The sequence below is a fragment of the Sunxiuqinia indica genome, assembly GCF_009847015.1.
GTDB classification, from domain to species: domain Bacteria; phylum Bacteroidota; class Bacteroidia; order Bacteroidales; family Prolixibacteraceae; genus Sunxiuqinia; species Sunxiuqinia indica.
On sequence record NZ_WVEM01000001.1, the window covers coordinates 513,632 to 530,898 of the forward strand.

At 41.5% G+C, this 17,267-nt stretch carries 19 protein-coding genes and 1 riboswitch; of the genes, 4 read left to right on the top strand and 15 right to left on the bottom strand.

What is annotated here, in order from left to right; genetic code table 11:
- Nucleotides 1–6: 6 nt before the first annotated feature.
- From cobM to GR929_RS02100, 12 genes are read right to left on the bottom strand one after another with little or no spacing between them, the layout of a single operon-like run.
- The gene (cobM, locus tag GR929_RS02045; protein WP_159517243.1) at nucleotides 7–780 is read right to left on the bottom strand and encodes a precorrin-4 C(11)-methyltransferase; all 774 of its coding nucleotides are present in this window, start codon (nucleotides 778–780) and stop codon (nucleotides 7–9) included.
- Nucleotides 768–1,481 carry a precorrin-2 C(20)-methyltransferase gene (gene cobI, locus GR929_RS02050; RefSeq protein ID WP_159517244.1) on the bottom strand — a complete coding sequence of 238 codons (714 nt, stop codon included), beginning with the start codon at nucleotides 1,479–1,481 and terminating at the stop codon, nucleotides 768–770. Before cobI ends, cobM begins: the two co-directional genes overlap by 13 nt.
- The gene (cbiT, locus tag GR929_RS02055; RefSeq protein ID WP_159517245.1) at nucleotides 1,478–2,044 is read right to left on the bottom strand and encodes a precorrin-6Y C5,15-methyltransferase (decarboxylating) subunit CbiT; all 567 of its coding nucleotides are present in this window, start codon (nucleotides 2,042–2,044) and stop codon (nucleotides 1,478–1,480) included. Before cbiT ends, cobI begins: the two co-directional genes overlap by 4 nt.
- Nucleotides 2,045–2,046: 2 nt before the next feature.
- Nucleotides 2,047–2,700, bottom strand: a complete 654-nt coding sequence (cbiE, locus tag GR929_RS02060) for a precorrin-6y C5,15-methyltransferase (decarboxylating) subunit CbiE (RefSeq protein ID WP_159517246.1) — start codon at nucleotides 2,698–2,700, stop codon at nucleotides 2,047–2,049.
- Complete coding sequence (cbiD, locus tag GR929_RS02065) at nucleotides 2,690–3,784, bottom strand: cobalt-precorrin-5B (C(1))-methyltransferase CbiD (protein ID WP_159517247.1); 1,095 nt, start codon at nucleotides 3,782–3,784, stop codon at nucleotides 2,690–2,692. Before cbiD ends, cbiE begins: the two co-directional genes overlap by 11 nt.
- A gap of 12 nt (nucleotides 3,785–3,796) precedes the next feature.
- The gene (locus GR929_RS02070) at nucleotides 3,797–4,438 is read right to left on the bottom strand and encodes a precorrin-8X methylmutase (protein ID WP_159517248.1); all 642 of its coding nucleotides are present in this window, start codon (nucleotides 4,436–4,438) and stop codon (nucleotides 3,797–3,799) included.
- Nucleotides 4,417–5,763, bottom strand: a complete 1,347-nt coding sequence (locus GR929_RS02075) for a cobyrinate a,c-diamide synthase (RefSeq protein WP_159517249.1) — start codon at nucleotides 5,761–5,763, stop codon at nucleotides 4,417–4,419. Before GR929_RS02075 ends, GR929_RS02070 begins: the two co-directional genes overlap by 22 nt.
- A complete protein-coding gene (locus GR929_RS02080; RefSeq protein WP_159517250.1) occupies nucleotides 5,748–6,590 on the bottom strand; it encodes an energy-coupling factor ABC transporter ATP-binding protein in 843 nt (280 codons plus the stop codon). Before GR929_RS02080 ends, GR929_RS02075 begins: the two co-directional genes overlap by 16 nt.
- Nucleotides 6,580–7,350, bottom strand: a complete 771-nt coding sequence (gene cbiQ / locus GR929_RS02085) for a cobalt ECF transporter T component CbiQ (protein WP_159517251.1) — start codon at nucleotides 7,348–7,350, stop codon at nucleotides 6,580–6,582. Before cbiQ ends, GR929_RS02080 begins: the two co-directional genes overlap by 11 nt.
- A complete protein-coding gene (locus tag GR929_RS02090; protein ID WP_159517252.1) occupies nucleotides 7,350–7,625 on the bottom strand; it encodes an energy-coupling factor ABC transporter substrate-binding protein in 276 nt (91 codons plus the stop codon). Before GR929_RS02090 ends, cbiQ begins: the two co-directional genes overlap by 1 nt.
- Nucleotides 7,594–8,346 (bottom strand): energy-coupling factor ABC transporter permease, encoded by a 753-nt coding sequence (locus GR929_RS02095; protein WP_159517253.1) that lies wholly within the window; start codon nucleotides 8,344–8,346, stop codon nucleotides 7,594–7,596. Before GR929_RS02095 ends, GR929_RS02090 begins: the two co-directional genes overlap by 32 nt.
- The gene (locus GR929_RS02100) at nucleotides 8,346–8,714 is read right to left on the bottom strand and encodes a sirohydrochlorin chelatase (protein WP_159517254.1); all 369 of its coding nucleotides are present in this window, start codon (nucleotides 8,712–8,714) and stop codon (nucleotides 8,346–8,348) included. The genes GR929_RS02095 and GR929_RS02100 overlap by 1 nt, the downstream gene beginning before the upstream one ends.
- 137 nt (nucleotides 8,715–8,851) lie before the next feature.
- A riboswitch (cobalamin riboswitch) is annotated at nucleotides 8,852–9,064 on the bottom strand.
- 339 nt (nucleotides 9,065–9,403) lie between these two features.
- On the opposite strand from GR929_RS02100, the gene GR929_RS02105 reads away from it, so the two are divergent.
- The 4 genes from GR929_RS02105 to GR929_RS02120 all read left to right on the top strand — a co-directional run bounded on the left by GR929_RS02105 (nucleotide 9,404) and on the right by GR929_RS02120 (nucleotide 13,924).
- Nucleotides 9,404–10,639, top strand: coding sequence for an SIR2 family protein (locus GR929_RS02105; protein WP_159517255.1), 1,236 nt, complete (start codon nucleotides 9,404–9,406; stop codon nucleotides 10,637–10,639).
- Nucleotides 10,623–12,545 (top strand): ATP-binding protein, encoded by a 1,923-nt coding sequence (locus GR929_RS02110; RefSeq protein ID WP_159517256.1) that lies wholly within the window; start codon nucleotides 10,623–10,625, stop codon nucleotides 12,543–12,545. Before GR929_RS02105 ends, GR929_RS02110 begins: the two co-directional genes overlap by 17 nt.
- A gap of 4 nt (nucleotides 12,546–12,549) precedes the next feature.
- Nucleotides 12,550–13,257, top strand: coding sequence for an SLATT domain-containing protein (locus GR929_RS02115; RefSeq protein WP_159517257.1), 708 nt, complete (start codon nucleotides 12,550–12,552; stop codon nucleotides 13,255–13,257).
- A 352-nt stretch (nucleotides 13,258–13,609) separates the two neighbouring features.
- Nucleotides 13,610–13,924, top strand: coding sequence for a Bor/Iss family lipoprotein (locus tag GR929_RS02120; protein ID WP_159517258.1), 315 nt, complete (start codon nucleotides 13,610–13,612; stop codon nucleotides 13,922–13,924).
- A 95-nt stretch (nucleotides 13,925–14,019) separates the two neighbouring features.
- Here the strand turns inward: GR929_RS02120 and mnmE are convergent, their stop codons facing one another.
- From mnmE to GR929_RS02135, 3 genes are all read right to left on the bottom strand, one after another.
- The gene (mnmE, locus tag GR929_RS02125; protein ID WP_159517259.1) at nucleotides 14,020–15,417 is read right to left on the bottom strand and encodes a tRNA uridine-5-carboxymethylaminomethyl(34) synthesis GTPase MnmE; all 1,398 of its coding nucleotides are present in this window, start codon (nucleotides 15,415–15,417) and stop codon (nucleotides 14,020–14,022) included.
- 83 nt (nucleotides 15,418–15,500) lie between these two features.
- Nucleotides 15,501–16,310: a DUF4422 domain-containing protein gene (locus tag GR929_RS02130; protein ID WP_159517260.1), complete on the bottom strand. Its 810-nt coding sequence runs from the start codon at nucleotides 16,308–16,310 to the stop codon at nucleotides 15,501–15,503.
- Between the two features lie 27 nt (nucleotides 16,311–16,337).
- Nucleotides 16,338–16,910 carry a glycosyltransferase family 2 protein gene (locus tag GR929_RS02135; RefSeq protein WP_159517261.1) on the bottom strand — a complete coding sequence of 191 codons (573 nt, stop codon included), beginning with the start codon at nucleotides 16,908–16,910 and terminating at the stop codon, nucleotides 16,338–16,340.
- Between the last annotated feature and the right edge of the window lie 357 nt (nucleotides 16,911–17,267).

Genomic DNA, 17,267 nt, shown 5'->3' on the forward strand with positions numbered 1-17,267 from the left:
CATGCGTTAATTGGAAACGTCATCTTGCTTTCCTTTGCGGTACTCGTGTGTGAAATGAGAGGCATAGAGCAGCGAGTTTTCAAATTTGTCACCCAAAAAATCGCCCACCAAAATCATGGCCGTTTTGGTAATTTTTTCCTCTTTCACCTTATGTGCAATGTCGGCCAGCATACCTTGCACGATCTTCTGATCGGGCCAGCTAGCGCGCTGAATTACGGCCACAGGCGTTTGTATTGGATAATGCTTCGTTAGCTTCTCAACCAATTTCGAGATCATGCCTACCGACAGAAAAATAGACATGGAAGCACGATGGCTGGCCAACAATTCAATCTTCTCGAGTTCGGGCACAGGCGTTCGACCCTCCATACGTGTGCAAATAACGGTTTGCGAAATACCCGGAACCGTAAATTCGCGTTGTAGGGCTGCAGCCGAAGCCACAAAAGAGCTAACTCCGGGAATGACACGATGCGGAATACCAAGTTTGTCGAGTTCCTCAATTTGCTCGCGAATACTTCCGTAGATGGAAGGGTCGCCGGTATGTACCCGGGCTACTGTTTGGCCTTTTTCGGTTGCTTTGCGCATGGTATCGATGATGCTTTTTAGGTCCATTGTGGCGCTGTTGAACACTTTGGCGTCGGCTCTGCGATCTTCAATTACAGCCTCGGGAACAAGAGAGCCGGCGTAAATAATCACATCGGCGTTGCGGACTGCCTTTTGCCCCTTAATGGTGATGAGTTCCGGATCGCCCGGCCCTGCACCTATAAAAATTACTTCTGACATGGTTTTTCGTTTGAGTTTTTAAGTAGGATGGCCGTTGAAAAATAGGGGACCTTTTCCTTTAAAATAGTGATATCGGTATAGCACTTTTGGCTAGGTTTTCCGGCATCGGTCATCATCGTAAATTGGTAGTCGTTTTGCTCCGACAAGTAGTTGAAAAGCTCCTGGTGATAGGCTGAAACTTTCATGCAAACCACAGCTTCAGTCGACCGGATGATTGTTTTTGCCGCTTCGTCGAAAGAGGAAATCACTGCGAGCTTATCTTCACCCTTCACCAATGGCTGCGAAAGCAAACTGCTGATGGCTGAAAAAGAGTAAATGCCAGGTACCGTTTCCACCTGAAATTCAGGGGGCAAATAATCGAGAATATAGCTGTAAGTACTGTAGAGCATGGGATCACCCAAAGTAAGAAAAGCTACATTTTGGCCTTTACGCAGGTGTTCCTGAATCAGCTCTGCATTTTCGCGGCGCGCTGCCCGGCGTGTGTCCAGGTCCGGAGACATGGAAAATCCCATAGCCAATATGCTGGCTTTGGACGACAAGTGTGGCCTGACAATTTCCAGTGCAGTACTGGTCTGGCCTTTCGAATTGGGCACACAGATCAGGTCGGCGGTTTGTAACACTTTCACCGCTTTAAGGGTGAGCAAATCCGGATCACCCGGCCCTAAGCCAATTCCGTAAAGAGTTCCGTTGGTTGTATTCATATTGATTTTGTTTTTGTCGCTGTAAACAAAAAGATCGGATTTTGAGCTTTCAGTATTGCCACAGCCGATTGCGTATCGACTTTGCTAATTGCAATCTGGCTCAGCTCAAACGACCATCCTTTGCTTTTGAAATAGTTATGTGCTCGCAGCATGGTGTCGATAACAATTGCTGTTAAAACGATGATGCTGTCTGCAGGAGCTTTCCTATCGATTAAATCGAGAATCTGTTCCAGTTGGCCACCGCTGCCACCAATGAAATATTTGTTGATCGTTTCCAGCTTTTCCATGCCAAGTGGAGCTTCAGTTTCAATGATTTCGAGATTGACAACGCCATGTTTTTCTGCATTCAGTTTAATCAGCTCAACCGCCTCCGGTTTTCGCTCCAGTGCAATCACTTGTCCTTCAGTTAGCCGAAGCGCTGCTTCAATGGAGACTGAACCGGTGCCGGCACCAATATCCATAAACCGATCGTTGGGCTGAAGTTCCAGTTTGCTTAATACCAGCGTCCTGACCTCTTCCTTGGTCATAGGCACGGAGCCGCGTATAAATGATGAATCTTTCATTTTTATTGCATCGGTGTTTTATTTGTTACTCTTTCAATAATGACGGCACACAGCGAGAAGGAAAAATCTTCGTTAAGCACCTGCTCTGCCGTTGCCGTTATAATTTGCTCGTCGGGATAGGAGAGACGGTTACCAATATGCATGGTTGCCTTGCCATAACCTTCGTCCACCAGCATCCCGGCTATTGTTTTCCAGCTATTCTGACGATCGGTAAGCAGGAAAATCGATTCGTATGCTTGTAGTTTCATTATAAAGTCAGTCGTTGTTCCGTGTAAAGATGTTTTGAAGGCATTCTCATACCCCATTCCAAGTTTTGCATATAAATACTGAAAGGAACTGATGCCCGGTATGCAGCGAATAGTCCGGTCGCTTATAGTTTGTTGCAGAAACCGACGGAGCGAGTGGAAACCGGTGTCTCCCGAAACCAATACGACTATTTTCGCTTCCTCGCGATTGGCTAAATCCTGTTTGAGCTGCTCCAGTTTACCGGTGAACAGCAAATCGGTTTTGCCATAGCTTTTAAAAGCTTCCAGTTGGCGGCGCGCACCCACAAGCAGGTCTGCTGCTTTCACCTCCAGGTGAACAGCCGGGAGAATGTAATCCGGATGTCCCGGGCCAATTCCACAAATGCACAGTTCCTTCGTTTTACTCATCATTCCACTTGTTTAATTGATTCATAGCTTGCGAAGTACAACCCAACAGACCTTGTTTCTGCGAGAGTAAAATGACTTCGACCGTCAGCTCACCAAAAACACGTTGTTCTGCACGTTCTTTGATTCTTTCTGAGAATGCTGGCCAAAATTTGTCGTCGGTTATAAAATCGAGTGCCTCTTCGGTTGTGTTTGCATTCATGATTTGTGAAAAGGCATCCGGGTTTTTGCTGAATTGGAAATAGTGCGCTGCCAGAATTTCGTTACGGGCATCGGCTACCTTGCTATGCGTTTGAAAAATGCCGCCAGCCAGTTTTACGAGTTTGCCCAAATGACCAATCAATACCAGTTGCTTAAAACCTCGGGCAACCGCCTGTTCCAGCATAAAACCGATGTAGTTGCTGGTGATAACAACCTGCGCTTCGTTAACCGGCAGGTTCGCGCTCGAAAATGCGGTGCTGTAATTTCCCGGGCTGAAAATGGCTTTGTTCCAACCCAATGCCTTTAGTTGATCCAGCTTCAGAACCAGCGAGTCTTTCAAAGCTTCTTCGGACATGGGACGAACAATCCCGGTGGTGCCAAGCACCGATAAACCACCAACAATACCCAAGTTTGGGTTGAAGGTTTTACGGGCAAGTTCTTCGCCTTTCGGGATGCTGATCTCAACGGTCACAGCCATATCGGGAGGCAGAACTTCAGCAACCGACTCCCGTATCATTTTTAAGGGGACGGGGTTGATGGCTGCCTGGCCGGGTGCAATGGCTAACCCCGGTTTGGTCACCGTGCCTACACCTTGTCCACCAATAATTTTAACGCCGCTGTGAGAACCAGTCCTTACCCGCGCAACGATCTCCGCACCATGGGTGATGTCCGGATCATCGCCGGCATCTTTTATTGTTGAAGCAAATCCTTCTTCCGGCGAAAACGAAGCTTTTTCAATTTCGAGCCAAACTTCATCCTTATTGGGCAGTTTTACGCCAACCTCGTGTATGCTTTCCTGATGCACCAGCATCCAGGCAGCAGCTTTAGCTACCGCCGCAGCACAGGTCCCTGTGGTTAATCCGTTACGCAATGTTCGTTGTTCTGACATCTCCGGCTTTGGCTAATTTCGTTTTATCAGTTCGTACAAAATGGCATTCAGCATGGCAACGCCTACGGTACTGCCGCCTTTCCGGCCACGAATCAAGAGATAGGGAAGTCCGGATTCCTTCAGCATTTGCTTGGATTCGGCTGCGCCCACAAAACCTACCGGAACACCAATTACCAGGTCGGGTTTAATTTTACCTTCGGCATACAACTCGCATAACCGAACGAGTGCTGTAGGCGCGTTTCCGATTACAAAAATGCGAAAGCGATCGTCTTCAACGGCCTTGTTGATCCCGCAAATGGAGCGGGTAATTCCTTGTGCTTTGGCTTCTGTAACAACTTCTTCATCATGCACAAAACATTGCAGCTCGCAACCCAGTTTTCGTAATGAAGGCTTACTTACTCCGGCTACGATCATGCTGGTATCCGCATAAATCCTGCAGGATTGTTGCAAAGCCTTTTTGCCGAGTTCAACCGCATCAGGGTGGGCTTCGAACAGCTGTGCATACTCAAAATCGGCAGTGGTGTGAATAACCCGCTTCACGATGGAGTCGTATTGCTTCGGTATCTGAAGGTGCGAAAGCTCGCGGGAAATAATCTCCATGCTGTCGCTTTCAATTCCCATTGGATTTAAATTCACGTAGTTGCTTTTTTCCATAGTGTACTAATTGCTTTTAGAAATTCGAAATTGGCGTAAAAGTGCACGTGGGCATAGGCTGCGAGGCAATTCTCGCGACTAAGACCACATTCCCATTCAACGGATCTGTTGGGTTTACTCAGATGATAAGTTTCTGTGTAGTTCTTGTGTGTTTTCTTTTGAACCAGTTGAGACCGGTGAAATTCATGGCAGGACGTAACTGTGTTGGCATAGTTGATTTGCGCATAACCAAAACGTTGTAGCCGGGTAGTGATTTGTGCCGAAACATTAAAAACTCCACACATGGGCGTTTCCTCATTCTCCTGCGAAATGATGCTGTCTGTCAGATACATTAATCCGCCGCACTCTGCATAAACCGGCATGCCCGATTCTATTTTTTGCTTGATTTCCTGCATCAAAGCTCTGTTCTGCTGTAGTTCTACGGAAAATACTTCAGGATAACCTCCACCGAGGTATAAGCAGTTGCAGGCGGAAGGAAGACAAGAGTCGTACAATGGGCTGAAATAATACAATTTGGCTCCCAGCTTTTCCAATAACTCCAAATTATCCTGGTAATAAAAGCTGAATGCTTTATCGTGGGCCACTCCAATGTGCAGGTCGGATAAATCCAGATCCGGAAGATCAATTGCAACAGGTGAAGGTTGATCGATTTCGGTAACTTTTAACAATGCGGAAATATGGATGGTTTCTTCCATTGTTTGCCGAAGAAGATCTACTTTACGGGGAAGCGTATCAACCTCATTGGCCTGTATCAAACCCAAATGACGACTTTCCAGCCCGATTTCTTTTCGGGTAGGCAGGTAGCCAATGCAGGCAATGCCTGTTTCCTCTTTGATAAGTGTTTGGAGAAATTCAAACTGTGCTTTGGATGACACGTGATTCAAGATCACACCGCGCACATTGGACGGATTTTTTAGTTCGGCAAATCCTTTGATGATTGCGATGACCGATTGGTAAAGTCCTTTACAGTTGACCACAAGAACGACAGGCAAATTCAGTTTTTGCGCCATTTGCCAGGTTGAACCCGAGCCTTCTTTTTCCAAACCATCGTACATGCCCATAACACCTTCAATCACGGCAATATCGCTATCTACCGAGTGTTTGTGAAACAGGTGTTGCAAGCACTCATCATCCATTAAAAAGCTATCAAGGTTGTATGATGGCACTCCGGTAACCCAACGATGAAAAGCCGGATCAATATAGTCGGGACCGGTTTTAAATGGTGCCATGCGCATGCCTTTCGATTGCAGTAAAGCCATCAGTCCAATGGTGACTGTTGTTTTTCCGCATCCGCTGTTTGTGCCTGCAATTATAAATCCGTGCATAAATTTTTTGTTAGTCTGTTTACTAATTCGGCTTCATTTTCCGGAAGCTCTTCGGCTTCCATACCTGGTTGATGCATTCGGGCCAGCTTGACCAATAAGGGTTGTTCCAATCCTGCTTCCGCCAATGTTTCAGCATCGCTAAACACCTGTTTGGGTGACCCGATACTGAGTACCGCACCTTCTTTCAGCAGAATTACCAGGTCGGCCCAAACGTAGGCCTGATTCACGTTGTGCGTTGAGATGAGCAGTGTTTTCCCTTTTTTGTTTTGGGCATCGAGTAATTCAAAGGTGGCACGAGAACTTTGCGGATCAAGATTTGAGGCTGGCTCGTCACAAATAATCAATTCGGGCTCCATGGCTAAAACTGATGCCAGGCATATCCGTTTCTTTTGGCCAGAGCTTAACTGATGGGGCGAATGATGTTTCAATTCCAGTAGATCGAAATAGTCCAGGTACTTTTCAACTTGTTCCCGAATCCATTTTTTATCTGAATACAGGTTATTCAGGCCGAAAGCGACTTCTTCGTAAACCGAAGGAGCAATGAGCTGATTGTCGCTTTCCTGAAAGACAATGCCAACTTTTTGCCGTAACTCCTGCAAAGCTTTCCGGTTGTAGCGGTATTGTTTTCCCCGATAGTGAAGTTCACCATTCGTGGGTTTGTAAATTCCATTCAACAAAAGCAGCAGCGTCGACTTTCCGGCGCCATTAGCCCCAAGCAGAGCAATTTTTTTGCCTTCAGGAAGCGAAAGATCAACTTCTGCTATTGCCTTCTTACCAGAAGGGTAACGATAGCTTGCTGCTTTTAATTCAATCAGACTACCAACCATAATTGCCGCAAATTAGAAGCAGGAAGGCCGACATCGATGCCAGACCAACTGGTATTAGTAACTGAGAGATCGCATAAGGTCTTTCTTCTTGCAAGAAACAATAATTTTCTCCTGCACAACGTGCCTGCATGGCCGTTTCGAGCTGCCTGGCGTTTTGCATAGATTGATGAAATACCGCTGCCATTAAGCCGGCAAAAAGTGGAATACGCTTCATCTTTTGGGAATAGCCCAGGCGGCATTTTTGAGCCCGATGCATTTCAAAGCCGGTGTTCCTTAGGTTTTCAATAAACTTAAACGTGATGACGAATAAATCGATCAGCAAGGCGGGAATCCTAAACTTTCGCATTAGCTCTGCAATCTCAGATATCGTATTGGTTAGAAGCATAAAATACATGATACTGATTAGCGCTAAACTTCTACTTACCAGTAAGGTTGCCAGTTGTATTCCGTGAGCTGAAAAGCCAATCGACAGCTTGCCTAAAGAGACGAATGCTTTAGTTGCCGGAATCTCCAGGACAATCGCCATACATCCGACCAGAATAAAGACGATCGGAATCCGATACAGACGAGCCAAATTTGATAAGCGAATCCGACTGACGTATAGCAGGAACAGGTTAATCACCAAAAACATCGTAAAATTAAAGTAAACGGAGCCCGAAACCAATGTCAAAACCATAGCCGGAGCCCAGTACAAGGCCCGAATTGTCGGCGAGAGTTTACTCAAACGATGATCGTGTTTATAGATTTCAGTAATCCACATTACACTTTCTTTTTGCTTTGCTTCCAAATGAAATAACTAATTACACTGAGGCCAATTATTGCCTGAAGTGCGAACAATACAGGCTCGGCCCAGGGCTGATCAAACTCGAGCAAATGATTGGCCCAGGGCTGGTACTTTGGCGCTATTTGCTTAATTAGCTCAACGGACTGATCGTCAGCTCCAATGAAACCGGGGAACAGCTTGGTAGCAAAAAACTGGATCAGCAATACCAGCAGACAGCCGCTAAGCAGGTATATGATTGTTTTTCGTTTCATAAAGATTCGGATTGAGTTGTTCAATTTCTGCTTTACTTGTTCGCTGTATGTACCGAAATGCCAAAACTGTAAAAATGGCTTCAATAACAGCCAGAGGCAGCTGCGTTACTACAAAAATGGATAGAAACCTGATTAGGTTGCTACCAAAAGTTGCGGTAGAATCAGCAAAGGCTGCTGCCAGTTGGGCCGAGGTGCAACTATAAATAACCAGGTTCGAAACGAATGAAGCTCCGCCAACAGCCAGCCATTGCGGTGCTTTTACTCCTTTCAGAAAACGATAAGCCCAAACAGCCGAAAAAGCGCCGCAAACCGCCATTGAGAAGCCATTGGCCCCTAATGTTGTTAAACCACCATGGGCAAGCAGAAGTGCCTGAAACAGCAGCACGATCAACCCGATTACCGACATACTCGATGCGCCAAATAACAATGCTCCCAGAGCAATACCTGTTAAGTGAGAACTGCTTCCGGCTATGGACGGCAACTTCAATGAGCTTAATATGAATACATAAGCGCCAACTGCCGCAAAAAGCAATTTGGCATTCGGATGAGCTTCAATCGTTGTCTTTAGCCGGGAGAAGCCGGCAACTAAAACAGCCAGGTAAACGATCCACCAACCCATGCACCACGAAACCGGCAAAAATCCCTCGGCAATATGCATGCTGTTAGCAACACCCGGAAACAAAAGGCTGATCCCCAGATAGGCAATCTTTTTCTTTGTCATTAGGCAATCTCCTGTACTTTTCGGTACATGATTTCAGCCATCAATGGTTCGCGGCCAATTGGTTTGCTAAAATGAAAATCCAAATGGGGGTATTTTTCTTTTAGTTGCGTCAGAATATCCGGTATATCTTGTTTGATGTGATTTCCGTTGAACAGGAAGTAGGGGATAACCAATACTTTATTGATATCTGAATGAGCAATTTCGCCAACAACTTCTTCCAGCGAAGGTGATGCCAGCTCCATGTGAGCTCCGTATACCGTTCGCTCGTCCAATTTCTCTTTCAGCAATTTTACAATGAAATTGAAATCTTCAACTGCCTGATTTGATTTACTACCATGGCCAACAATAATAACCGCTTGCTTTTGCATTTTTCTGTTTATTAAAATTATTAAACTCATCAAACGCAATGCCCGGAAAATAGCTACGAAAATTGTTTCGAAACCAGAAAAGAAAGTTTGTAAATGAATGCCAAAAGTTGGTGTCCATTCGCCTTTATTCCCGAAAGCATTGTAATTCACTATTGGCAGGTCTTCTGGCTCGTCCTTTTTTGAGGCCTTCCCGTTTGGAAAACCAAACAGTGGCAAAAGTGTTCTCAAAAACTGATTATGGACTTACAGCTGCGGGTACAGCTCCGGAATTTTCTGTTGCAGAAGCACCGGATTCCCATATTAAGGTTTCTCCTGATAAAGAGAAATCCACCAACTGGCAGCAAAAATAGATAAAAATCGATTTACAACAGTATGCCAATGGCGGAAATTTATTGTTCAAAAAAAGATCTGAATAACTGATTTTTCTTATCTGTCTGAGGAATAGAGACTATTCGAGTGAACAGCCTGACAATTTAGAATCAATATTATTTTGTTGCAATAGGGAGGTTATTAGCATCACACGGCATGTAATATTCTGAAATAGCTTGACTCTTTGCGTCAAGCTATTTCAGAATATTACAATTTATCCAACTTAATAAGTGTTGATAACTAGTGAATTGAAAAATGGTTTAACAGAAGTTATTTTAGCTAGGATTTGGTAAGTTTATAAACAAAAAATATTCTAACAAATGAAAATTGACAAAATAAAGGATCTCATCCAATCTTGCCATGTTAATTTCCTTTTGGGCTCTGGCATTTCTCGGCCATTTTTAAGTAGACTCGGAAATATTGAGATTCTATTAACGAAACTATCCAAAAGGAAAGATTTGGATCAGGGTAAAATCGAAAGAATAAAATCTTCAATATACAAGGTGTATTTTGCGGAAATAATGTGGCCTAATCACCCTGAATACGAATTCATTGAAAAGAAGGATGAAGAGTTAAAAGGGACGAAGGAAGCTTTTGATTTGGTTATAAAAAATTATCACAACTTTCTTAACTACCTCAATGAAATAATGCTTTTTCGATATAGTACCATTTTGAATAAACAGGTTAATCTTTTCACTACTAACATCGATTTATTTTTAGAGGACGCCCTTGATGAAACGGGGTATGAGTTTAATGATGGGTTTAGAGGACGAATGACGCCAGTCTATGATTTAAGCAACTTCCAAAAATCATACGCTAAAACTAGTTTGCATTACGATAATCGTTCTGAAATACCGGTTTTCAACCTTCTAAAATTGCATGGTTCTGTAAACTGGAAACAAGATGAGGGAGAGATTTGCCTGTCGAATCTTACTAATATGAAAAAAGTGAAGAAGGCAATTGACTCCCTTTGTAAGGAAGCGTTCTTAGATCTAAAAGGAGTAAAGTTATTGAAGCATTTAACTGCACAAATTGAAGATGGTGATGACATGACATATGATGGATGTTTCGAGAACTTCATAAAGGCCTATGAAAAACTAATCATTGTAAATCCCACCAAGGAGAAATTCGAAAGAACTCTATTTGACGAAAAATATTACGAGCTTTTACGGATATATGCTAACTCTTTAGAAAAAGAAAATGCAATACTCTTTTGTCTCGGATTCTCTTTTGCCGATGAACATATACGGGAAATCACCTTACGGGCTGCAAATTCTAATCCGACGTTGCAGATAATTGTCTTTGCTTACGATTCAGAGGCAAAAAATGCAATTAAAAAGGAATTAAAAATTGGAACTCAGAAGCCTCGAAACAATAATGTCAAGGTAATTGACCCGATGTCATTTATACGTTCAAACTATAGTGACCCAGAGGACATTGAAGAAGCCAGAAATAGAATTGAAATATTTGATTTTGAGACACTTTTGGATGAAATTTTTCACCCAGTAAGTAAGAGAATAAGAATTAAAACGAAAGCTAATGATATCGCAGAATAATAACACCGAGGTATCATTAAAAAACTCCATATTTAAGGTTGGTCGTGTCTTTTCCATAGAAGGAAGGACTGTTAAGGTAAAAGTAGATAAGCAAAAAAATGCGTCACATTTGCTCTACAAAGGGGAGTTAATCAAAAACGTCTCAGTAGGAAGCTATATTAAGATTGCGAAAGGATATACTTTTTTGATCGGCAAGGTTGATGGAGAGTATATACGAGAAGATAAGGCCGTTTCTGCAGATTATGGAAAGGATGAAGATCGAATAGATCGGATTCTTAATGTAATGCTCCTCGGATATATTGAAAACGGAAAATTTGAAAGAGGGATAAAAGAACTTCCATTGATAGAAAATGAGTGTTTCCTGATTGACAAAGAGGAATTTAATCTGGTTCATTCGTTTGTTAAAGGAGATGATATCTCTATAAAAATAGGAAGTTTATCGAACGAACCCACTCAACCCATTTTTGTGGGAATTAATAGTTTGTTTGCTAGTCATATTGGGATATTTGGAAATACAGGAAGTGGAAAGTCATACACCTTGGCTAAGCTTTATCGGCAATTATTCCAACAAGCAATCAGCTTTGAGGCTTTCAAGAAAAATGCAAAGTTTATATTGTTTGATTTTAACGGCGAGTATAATGATCCGGATGTAATAATAAAGGATAAGAAGGTTTATAACCTTTCGACGAGGAATAAAAAAGAAAAAGATAAACTTCCTCTGTCTGTAGATGATTTATTGAATTTAGATCTTATTTCGATAATGGCTAATGCAACTGAAAAAACACAGCAGCCATTTTTAAGTCGTGTTATCAAGAACTACAAAAAAACATTTGAAAAGGATGAACCTGAGAAATATTTTATTGGAATGTTAAAAAACAAAATTTACGATGTCTTTTCTATGTCCGATAAAATTAAAGCGTTTCTATTATTAGACTATTTTCAGGCTTTACTACTCGGAGATGAAAATCGAGAAATAACGCTTGCCGATGATATTGATTGGCACAATAACGATAATAGAGGCTTTTTTATCAAACCATTAGCTGATCACAAATATCTGTCAAGCAACCAAACAAATATTAATAAGACTAAACTTTTTAAGCAGATTCAAGATTATAAGATGCCGGAGAATATAGTCTCTTGTATTATTGATTTTGCCTATTTTCAACTTATACAAGATGTATTGAACAACCGAGCACAAAACGAACACATTGCACCCGCAATAAATAAACTGAAGAGCTTTCAAAGAGAAATAGAGGAGGTTATTGATACCACGAGCAGAACCGATATTTGGGATAATCAGAATTTTATAGTGATCAACCTGAATGAGGTGAATTTAGGAATGAAAAAGATGCTTCCAATGCTAATTTCGCATAAAGTATATTCGGAGCATAAGCAGCATAAAAAGGAAGCGAAGTCTCTCAATGTCATCATCGATGAAGCGCACAATATTTTATCCTATGTATCCCAAAGAGAAAGCGAAACATGGAAGGACTATCGTCTTGAAACTTTTGAGGAAATAATAAAGGAGGGAAGGAAGTTTGGGGTTTTCCTTACAATTGCAAGCCAACGTCCTTCTGATATTTCAGCTACAATCATCTCACAATTACATAATTACTTTATCCACCGATTAATCAATGAGAAAGATTTGCAGATGGTTGAAAATACGATTTCATATTTAGATAAGGCTTCTGCAGAAACCTTACCAATACTCCCGACAGGTACCTGCGCAATGGCAGGGCAACTAGCACAACTCCCCGTAATTGTAGCAATCGATCCAATAGAGAATAAGGTAAATGAACCTCACAACAAAACATTGGATCTAGTTAACATCTGGACAAAAGAAAGTGCGGTGAATGGGAAAGAAATGCTAAAAGAAACCAACGGGGTAAAAACAAAAAAGAAATAGCCTAATGAGAAAATTAGTTCAATCAATTCACCATTATTGTAAAAAAGTTAAGCGGGCAAGAAATATAAAAAGGGCTAAAGACAAGATCGCCCCGTATTTGAAAAAAGACTATGGTGTTGAGTTAAATTATAAACTTTGGATAACGAAAGGTGCGCGATTCGTAGCCAGTGAACGAAATAGTGACTTAGAGAGGTTGTCATCAAAAACAGTGGGATATTTGTCTGCTTATCTGATAATTGTAAACCTGATCCATGTTTATAACATACCTTATTTGGAGATTCTCTCTTTGGTGGAAGTAGGATTTGTTACTGCGGCACTTTCGATTTTGATATTAATTTATAGCCAATTTGAAAACGCAAATAAGTATTCTCTTAAGGCGGATCGATTCCATCAATGTGGTCTCGAAATAGGAGAGTTATATAACGATTTAAGAATGGCAAAGACATTTTCTAATATTTCAGATCGAGAAACAGAAATAAGAAGGATATCGGAAAAATATGATGCTGTTCTGAAGAAGTACGAGAATCACGATTCCATAGATTTAAAAATGTTTGAAACAGCAAAACCCCCATATTTTGAACTAAGTCGACTTGGTGTTAGAAGAATTAAAGCTGAAAAATATTTCAAAGTAAAGTTTAGGTATCATCTGATGATTTACGGTCCTTTCATTTTGTTTGCAGTAGTCAAACTGTATCAAATGTACGGTATTTAACGGCTCACGCCCTTTCAGGGCTACCAACGTCCCAAAATCTCTGGCAACAGGGCGTTGCCCTGCCCTGATGCTATAGCACCTTTGGTGCAAGGAAAGAAAGAAGTTGGATATTACAGTTAGGAAATGAGACGAACGATTCCTTATACAAAATAAGGCCAAAGGCCTTTCAGCACCAGCCCGCGACACCGCCGTGGGAATACGGAACCAGGCGATGGCCGACGCCCTGAAGGGGCAAAAGAAGATTCGCGCGAGAATGCACCGTTGACGACATATGTTCTTAAAAACCGGCCCACCTATTTATTTTAATCTCCATATACTTTATATTTGTGCATCATCTTAACAAAAATTAATTATGAAAAAATTTTTATTTGCAGCTATCTGCGTATTGACGTTATCGTCGTGTTATAACAACCGGATTTTGGTTGGCGACGTTTCTGAAAATGATCCGGTGATTGAAGTGCAAAAACAATGGAATAGCCATTGGCTTTATGGTTTAATCCCGGGTAAAAAGACAAATATGGACGCCGACCTTTTTGTAAAAGGACGTCAAAACTATGTCGTTAAAACAAACATTTCGTTCGTGAACGGATTAATTGGATCAATCACCTGGGGAATTTATTGTCCAACAACAACAACTTTTTATGTTCCGTTAGATGAGGCCCAATAAATTAGAATTTTGAGCAATACACTCATCGAAAAGCCTGTTTCAAACAACAATTGTTTAGAACAGGCTTTTTAAATCGTACAAACTCTACGGAGTTGTTACTTTCCGATACAAAAATTCTTAAAAATATGCCCCAATACTTCATCATTTGATATTTCACCAGTGATCTCACCGAGGAAATGTAGACATTCGCGGATATCCTGGGCCAGGAAATCTCCGCTAATGCCATTTTGTAATCCGTCGATAACCCGTATTACGGCTTGATGAGCATTGTTCAGTGCTTCATAGTGCCTGAGGTTTGATACAATAATGTCTGTACCTTCGGGCTGTTGCAAGTTGGCATTTTCTTTCAGCAAGTCAATCAACGATTCGAGGTTTTGTTGCTTTTTTGCCGAAATAAAGACCATATCTTCATTTTCGCCCAATATAAAGGCCGCTAACATCTCCTTAATCTTTTCGTTGCCACCAATGTCGGCTTTGTTACCCACAATAATCAGCTTCTGATCTGAAATACGTTTCCGAATCATTTCCACGCGCTGTCTGATTAAGTCAATGGGGTTAGAGAGGTCGGTAACCAACAATACAATATCTGCCTGCTCCAGCTTGCTGTAGCTGCGCTCAATCCCCAGGGTTTCAATCTGGTCAACCGTTTCACGGATTCCCGCCGTATCAAAAAAGCGAAAGGCCGTTCCGTTAATATTCACCACATCTTCAATCACATCACGTGTGGTTCCATGGATATCCGAAACAATGGCTTTTTCTTCATTCAAGATCGCATTCAACAGGGTCGATTTACCCACATTCGTTTCGCCAACAATAGCGACCGGCACGCCATTTTTCAGCACATTTCCCAGTTTAAATGAACTAGCCAAACTATTTAGGAGTCGCTCTATTTTCTCCGTGAGCTCAACCAATTGTTTGCGATCAGCAAACTCGACATCTTCTTCACTAAAATCAAGTTCCAACTCCACCATGGCAATAAAGTGCAGCAATTGGTCGCGAAGCTTTTTAATCTCGGAAGAGAAACCTCCACGCATCTGCTTCAAAGCCATTTTATGGTTGGCAGCATTGGTTGATGCGATCAGATCAGCCACGGCTTCGGCCTGAGAAAGATCCATCTTTCCATTCAGAAAAGCTCGTTGGGTAAATTCGCCTGGACGAGCCATTCGTGCTCCACTTTTCAGTAACAATTCCAATATTCGCTGTTGAATGTATACGGCGCCGTGGCAGGTAATTTCGACGACATCTTCACCTGTAAACGAATGAGGGGCACGAAATAACGCGACCACCACTTCATCAATGATTTCGGCCTCTTCGCGGATTGTGCCCACGTGCAGGGTGTTTGCTTTTTGTTCGGCTAGCCTCTTGTCTTTAGCAGGCGATTGAAAAACGCGGTCAGCAATTTCAATGGCATTTTCACCCGACAAGCGAATAGTAGCAATGGCGCCAACTCCCGGAGAAGTAGCGATGGCACATATGGTGGATTGATCAATCATAAACGTCTATATTTTGAAGTGGCAAAAGTACAAAATGTAAAGGTAGGAGCAAGGCACAAGCACGGCTTCTCTAGAGTGATTGCTTATTTAATGGATTTAAAATGCTTGAAATAGATCACAGGCAGATCTTTTATTTTCGGTTGTTCCTGTTCAAGCCACACATTTAACATGCGCTCGGCAATGAATCCCATCACACGTTCTTGATATCCTTGATAATTGGATAGCGCTATCCGCTTTTCAAATTCAAACAAAATATCAAATAACCACTCCATGCAACGGTCAAAATCGGCTCGTTTCATGATGAACATGTTGTTTGCATAGAGGCGCTTTTTAGATAATACGCGATGAAATGCATCAACATAGTCAGGATACTTTTCCTTTAAAATTTCATCAAGTAGGCAGAGGTCTGTTTTATTGTGGTAACGCTCGTAGTGCTTCTTAACCGTATATTTCAGTTTTCTTTTCATCGGCATTAGCACATCATACTCATGCAATAAATCAATGATTTCCTGTTCTGTCAAAACATCCTCGATAAATTCTCTAACGTTACGGGTATAAATTAACCCATGACGCTTATACTGAATGCCAACAAAACGATATAACACCCGCTTAAATTTGTAGTAGGCCGGTTCCGGCTTATTGGTAAAAAAACGTCGGTAATGCACCACCCCAACAATATCCTGCATGGTATTTTTCCAAACCCAATAAGTACCGGTTAGCTCGCTGTAGTATTTATTCCTCTCTGAAATCGATTTTCCAGTATCATCGCCTTTCATGTGAACTGCGGCATGGGAGATGGCATTACCAGCCATTATCGGAATGTACGGGGATTTGTTGATTACAACCGGTGCTTCTTTGTAAAAAAATGTATATAATTCTATCTTTTTTGACATGATGCTATTTATAAATCACGCTCATCATTAAATCTTATTAGCCTGCGAATACCATGAACTTCCAATTGTTTTCATTCTGTAATGTATTTCTTCCTCCGACAGTACCTCAGGATTTTCGTACCAAGGTAAATGCCTTGCCATATATTTCCCACTTGTTCGCAACGTTTTTCCCCATTGTTGATTCTTTGTCATCGGTTTGTACAATGCAAACGTTGTATCAATATCAGCTTCAAAGATATTTTCAGAAATCTGCTTTTCCCAAAATTTGCTTTCCCACTGAATTACCTCTTCTTTGTTCGGATAATAGTCTGGAATATCGTCAATTTTTAAGCCAAAGCCAACTTTAGTATATGCGGGGTATTTGATTAATAATTCCTGAAAGTACCTTACTGCATCCAACGGACATTCCTCAATAGGAAGAATATCCGGATCGGTGTAAACATAAGGAAGGCCTCTAAACCACAGGTGTATAATTGTATCCCAGATAGACTTATAACCAATATTGGCATTCATTTGTATTACTGTATGGTTGGTTTTTTGATAATACTCCACCAATTCGGGATAGCTTGAATTATTATCAATGATATAGATATTTTTCATTCCAGCCTTTTCTAACCAATCAATCAGCTTTCTTAAACAAATAATTCGGTTATAATTATTGATGACTACCGGTATTTCTCGATAATCGATATTATTGCCTGTTAAATGTTTTAAAAACCTTCTTTTTACAAATGGTTTTTTCAAAGTGCGAACTAGTTTAGAATAAGTTCTGGCAACTTTACGATGTTCGCTAAAAGGTATGCTATAGTTTATGATCATAAATTAAAATGTACAAACCACAAAAATAAGCAAACCTTTCAAACTCTTCAGATAAATCATATTTTTTACTGAGAAGTGATGATTCTATAGTTAAGACAACATTTAAGAGTTGCTCGCTACAACAAAATTTAATCCGCT

Bases quoted from the DNA above. Each gene is read 5' to 3' on its own strand.
- cobM (WP_159517243.1), bottom strand. From the start codon at position 780: ATGTCAGAAGTAATTTTTATAGGTGCAGGGCCGGGCGATCCGGAACTC.
- cobI (WP_159517244.1), bottom strand. From the start codon at position 1,481: ATGAATACAACCAACGGAACTCTTTACGGAATTGGCTTAGGGCCGGGT.
- cbiT (WP_159517245.1), bottom strand. From the start codon at position 2,044: ATGAAAGATTCATCATTTATACGCGGCTCCGTGCCTATGACCAAGGAA.
- cbiE (WP_159517246.1), bottom strand. From the start codon at position 2,700: ATGATGAGTAAAACGAAGGAACTGTGCATTTGTGGAATTGGCCCGGGA.
- cbiD (WP_159517247.1), bottom strand. From the start codon at position 3,784: ATGTCAGAACAACGAACATTGCGTAACGGATTAACCACAGGGACCTGT.
- GR929_RS02070 (WP_159517248.1), bottom strand. From the start codon at position 4,438: ATGGAAAAAAGCAACTACGTGAATTTAAATCCAATGGGAATTGAAAGC.
- GR929_RS02075 (WP_159517249.1), bottom strand. From the start codon at position 5,763: ATGCACGGATTTATAATTGCAGGCACAAACAGCGGATGCGGAAAAACA.
- GR929_RS02080 (WP_159517250.1), bottom strand. From the start codon at position 6,590: ATGGTTGGTAGTCTGATTGAATTAAAAGCAGCAAGCTATCGTTACCCT.
- cbiQ (WP_159517251.1), bottom strand. From the start codon at position 7,350: ATGTGGATTACTGAAATCTATAAACACGATCATCGTTTGAGTAAACTC.
- GR929_RS02090 (WP_159517252.1), bottom strand. From the start codon at position 7,625: ATGAAACGAAAAACAATCATATACCTGCTTAGCGGCTGTCTGCTGGTA.
- GR929_RS02095 (WP_159517253.1), bottom strand. From the start codon at position 8,346: ATGACAAAGAAAAAGATTGCCTATCTGGGGATCAGCCTTTTGTTTCCG.
- GR929_RS02100 (WP_159517254.1), bottom strand. From the start codon at position 8,714: ATGCAAAAGCAAGCGGTTATTATTGTTGGCCATGGTAGTAAATCAAAT.
- GR929_RS02105 (WP_159517255.1), top strand. From the start codon at position 9,404: ATGAAAATTGACAAAATAAAGGATCTCATCCAATCTTGCCATGTTAAT.
- GR929_RS02110 (WP_159517256.1), top strand. From the start codon at position 10,623: ATGATATCGCAGAATAATAACACCGAGGTATCATTAAAAAACTCCATA.
- GR929_RS02115 (WP_159517257.1), top strand. From the start codon at position 12,550: ATGAGAAAATTAGTTCAATCAATTCACCATTATTGTAAAAAAGTTAAG.
- GR929_RS02120 (WP_159517258.1), top strand. From the start codon at position 13,610: ATGAAAAAATTTTTATTTGCAGCTATCTGCGTATTGACGTTATCGTCG.
- mnmE (WP_159517259.1), bottom strand. From the start codon at position 15,417: ATGATTGATCAATCCACCATATGTGCCATCGCTACTTCTCCGGGAGTT.
- GR929_RS02130 (WP_159517260.1), bottom strand. From the start codon at position 16,310: ATGTCAAAAAAGATAGAATTATATACATTTTTTTACAAAGAAGCACCG.
- GR929_RS02135 (WP_159517261.1), bottom strand. From the start codon at position 16,910: ATGAAAAATATCTATATCATTGATAATAATTCAAGCTATCCCGAATTG.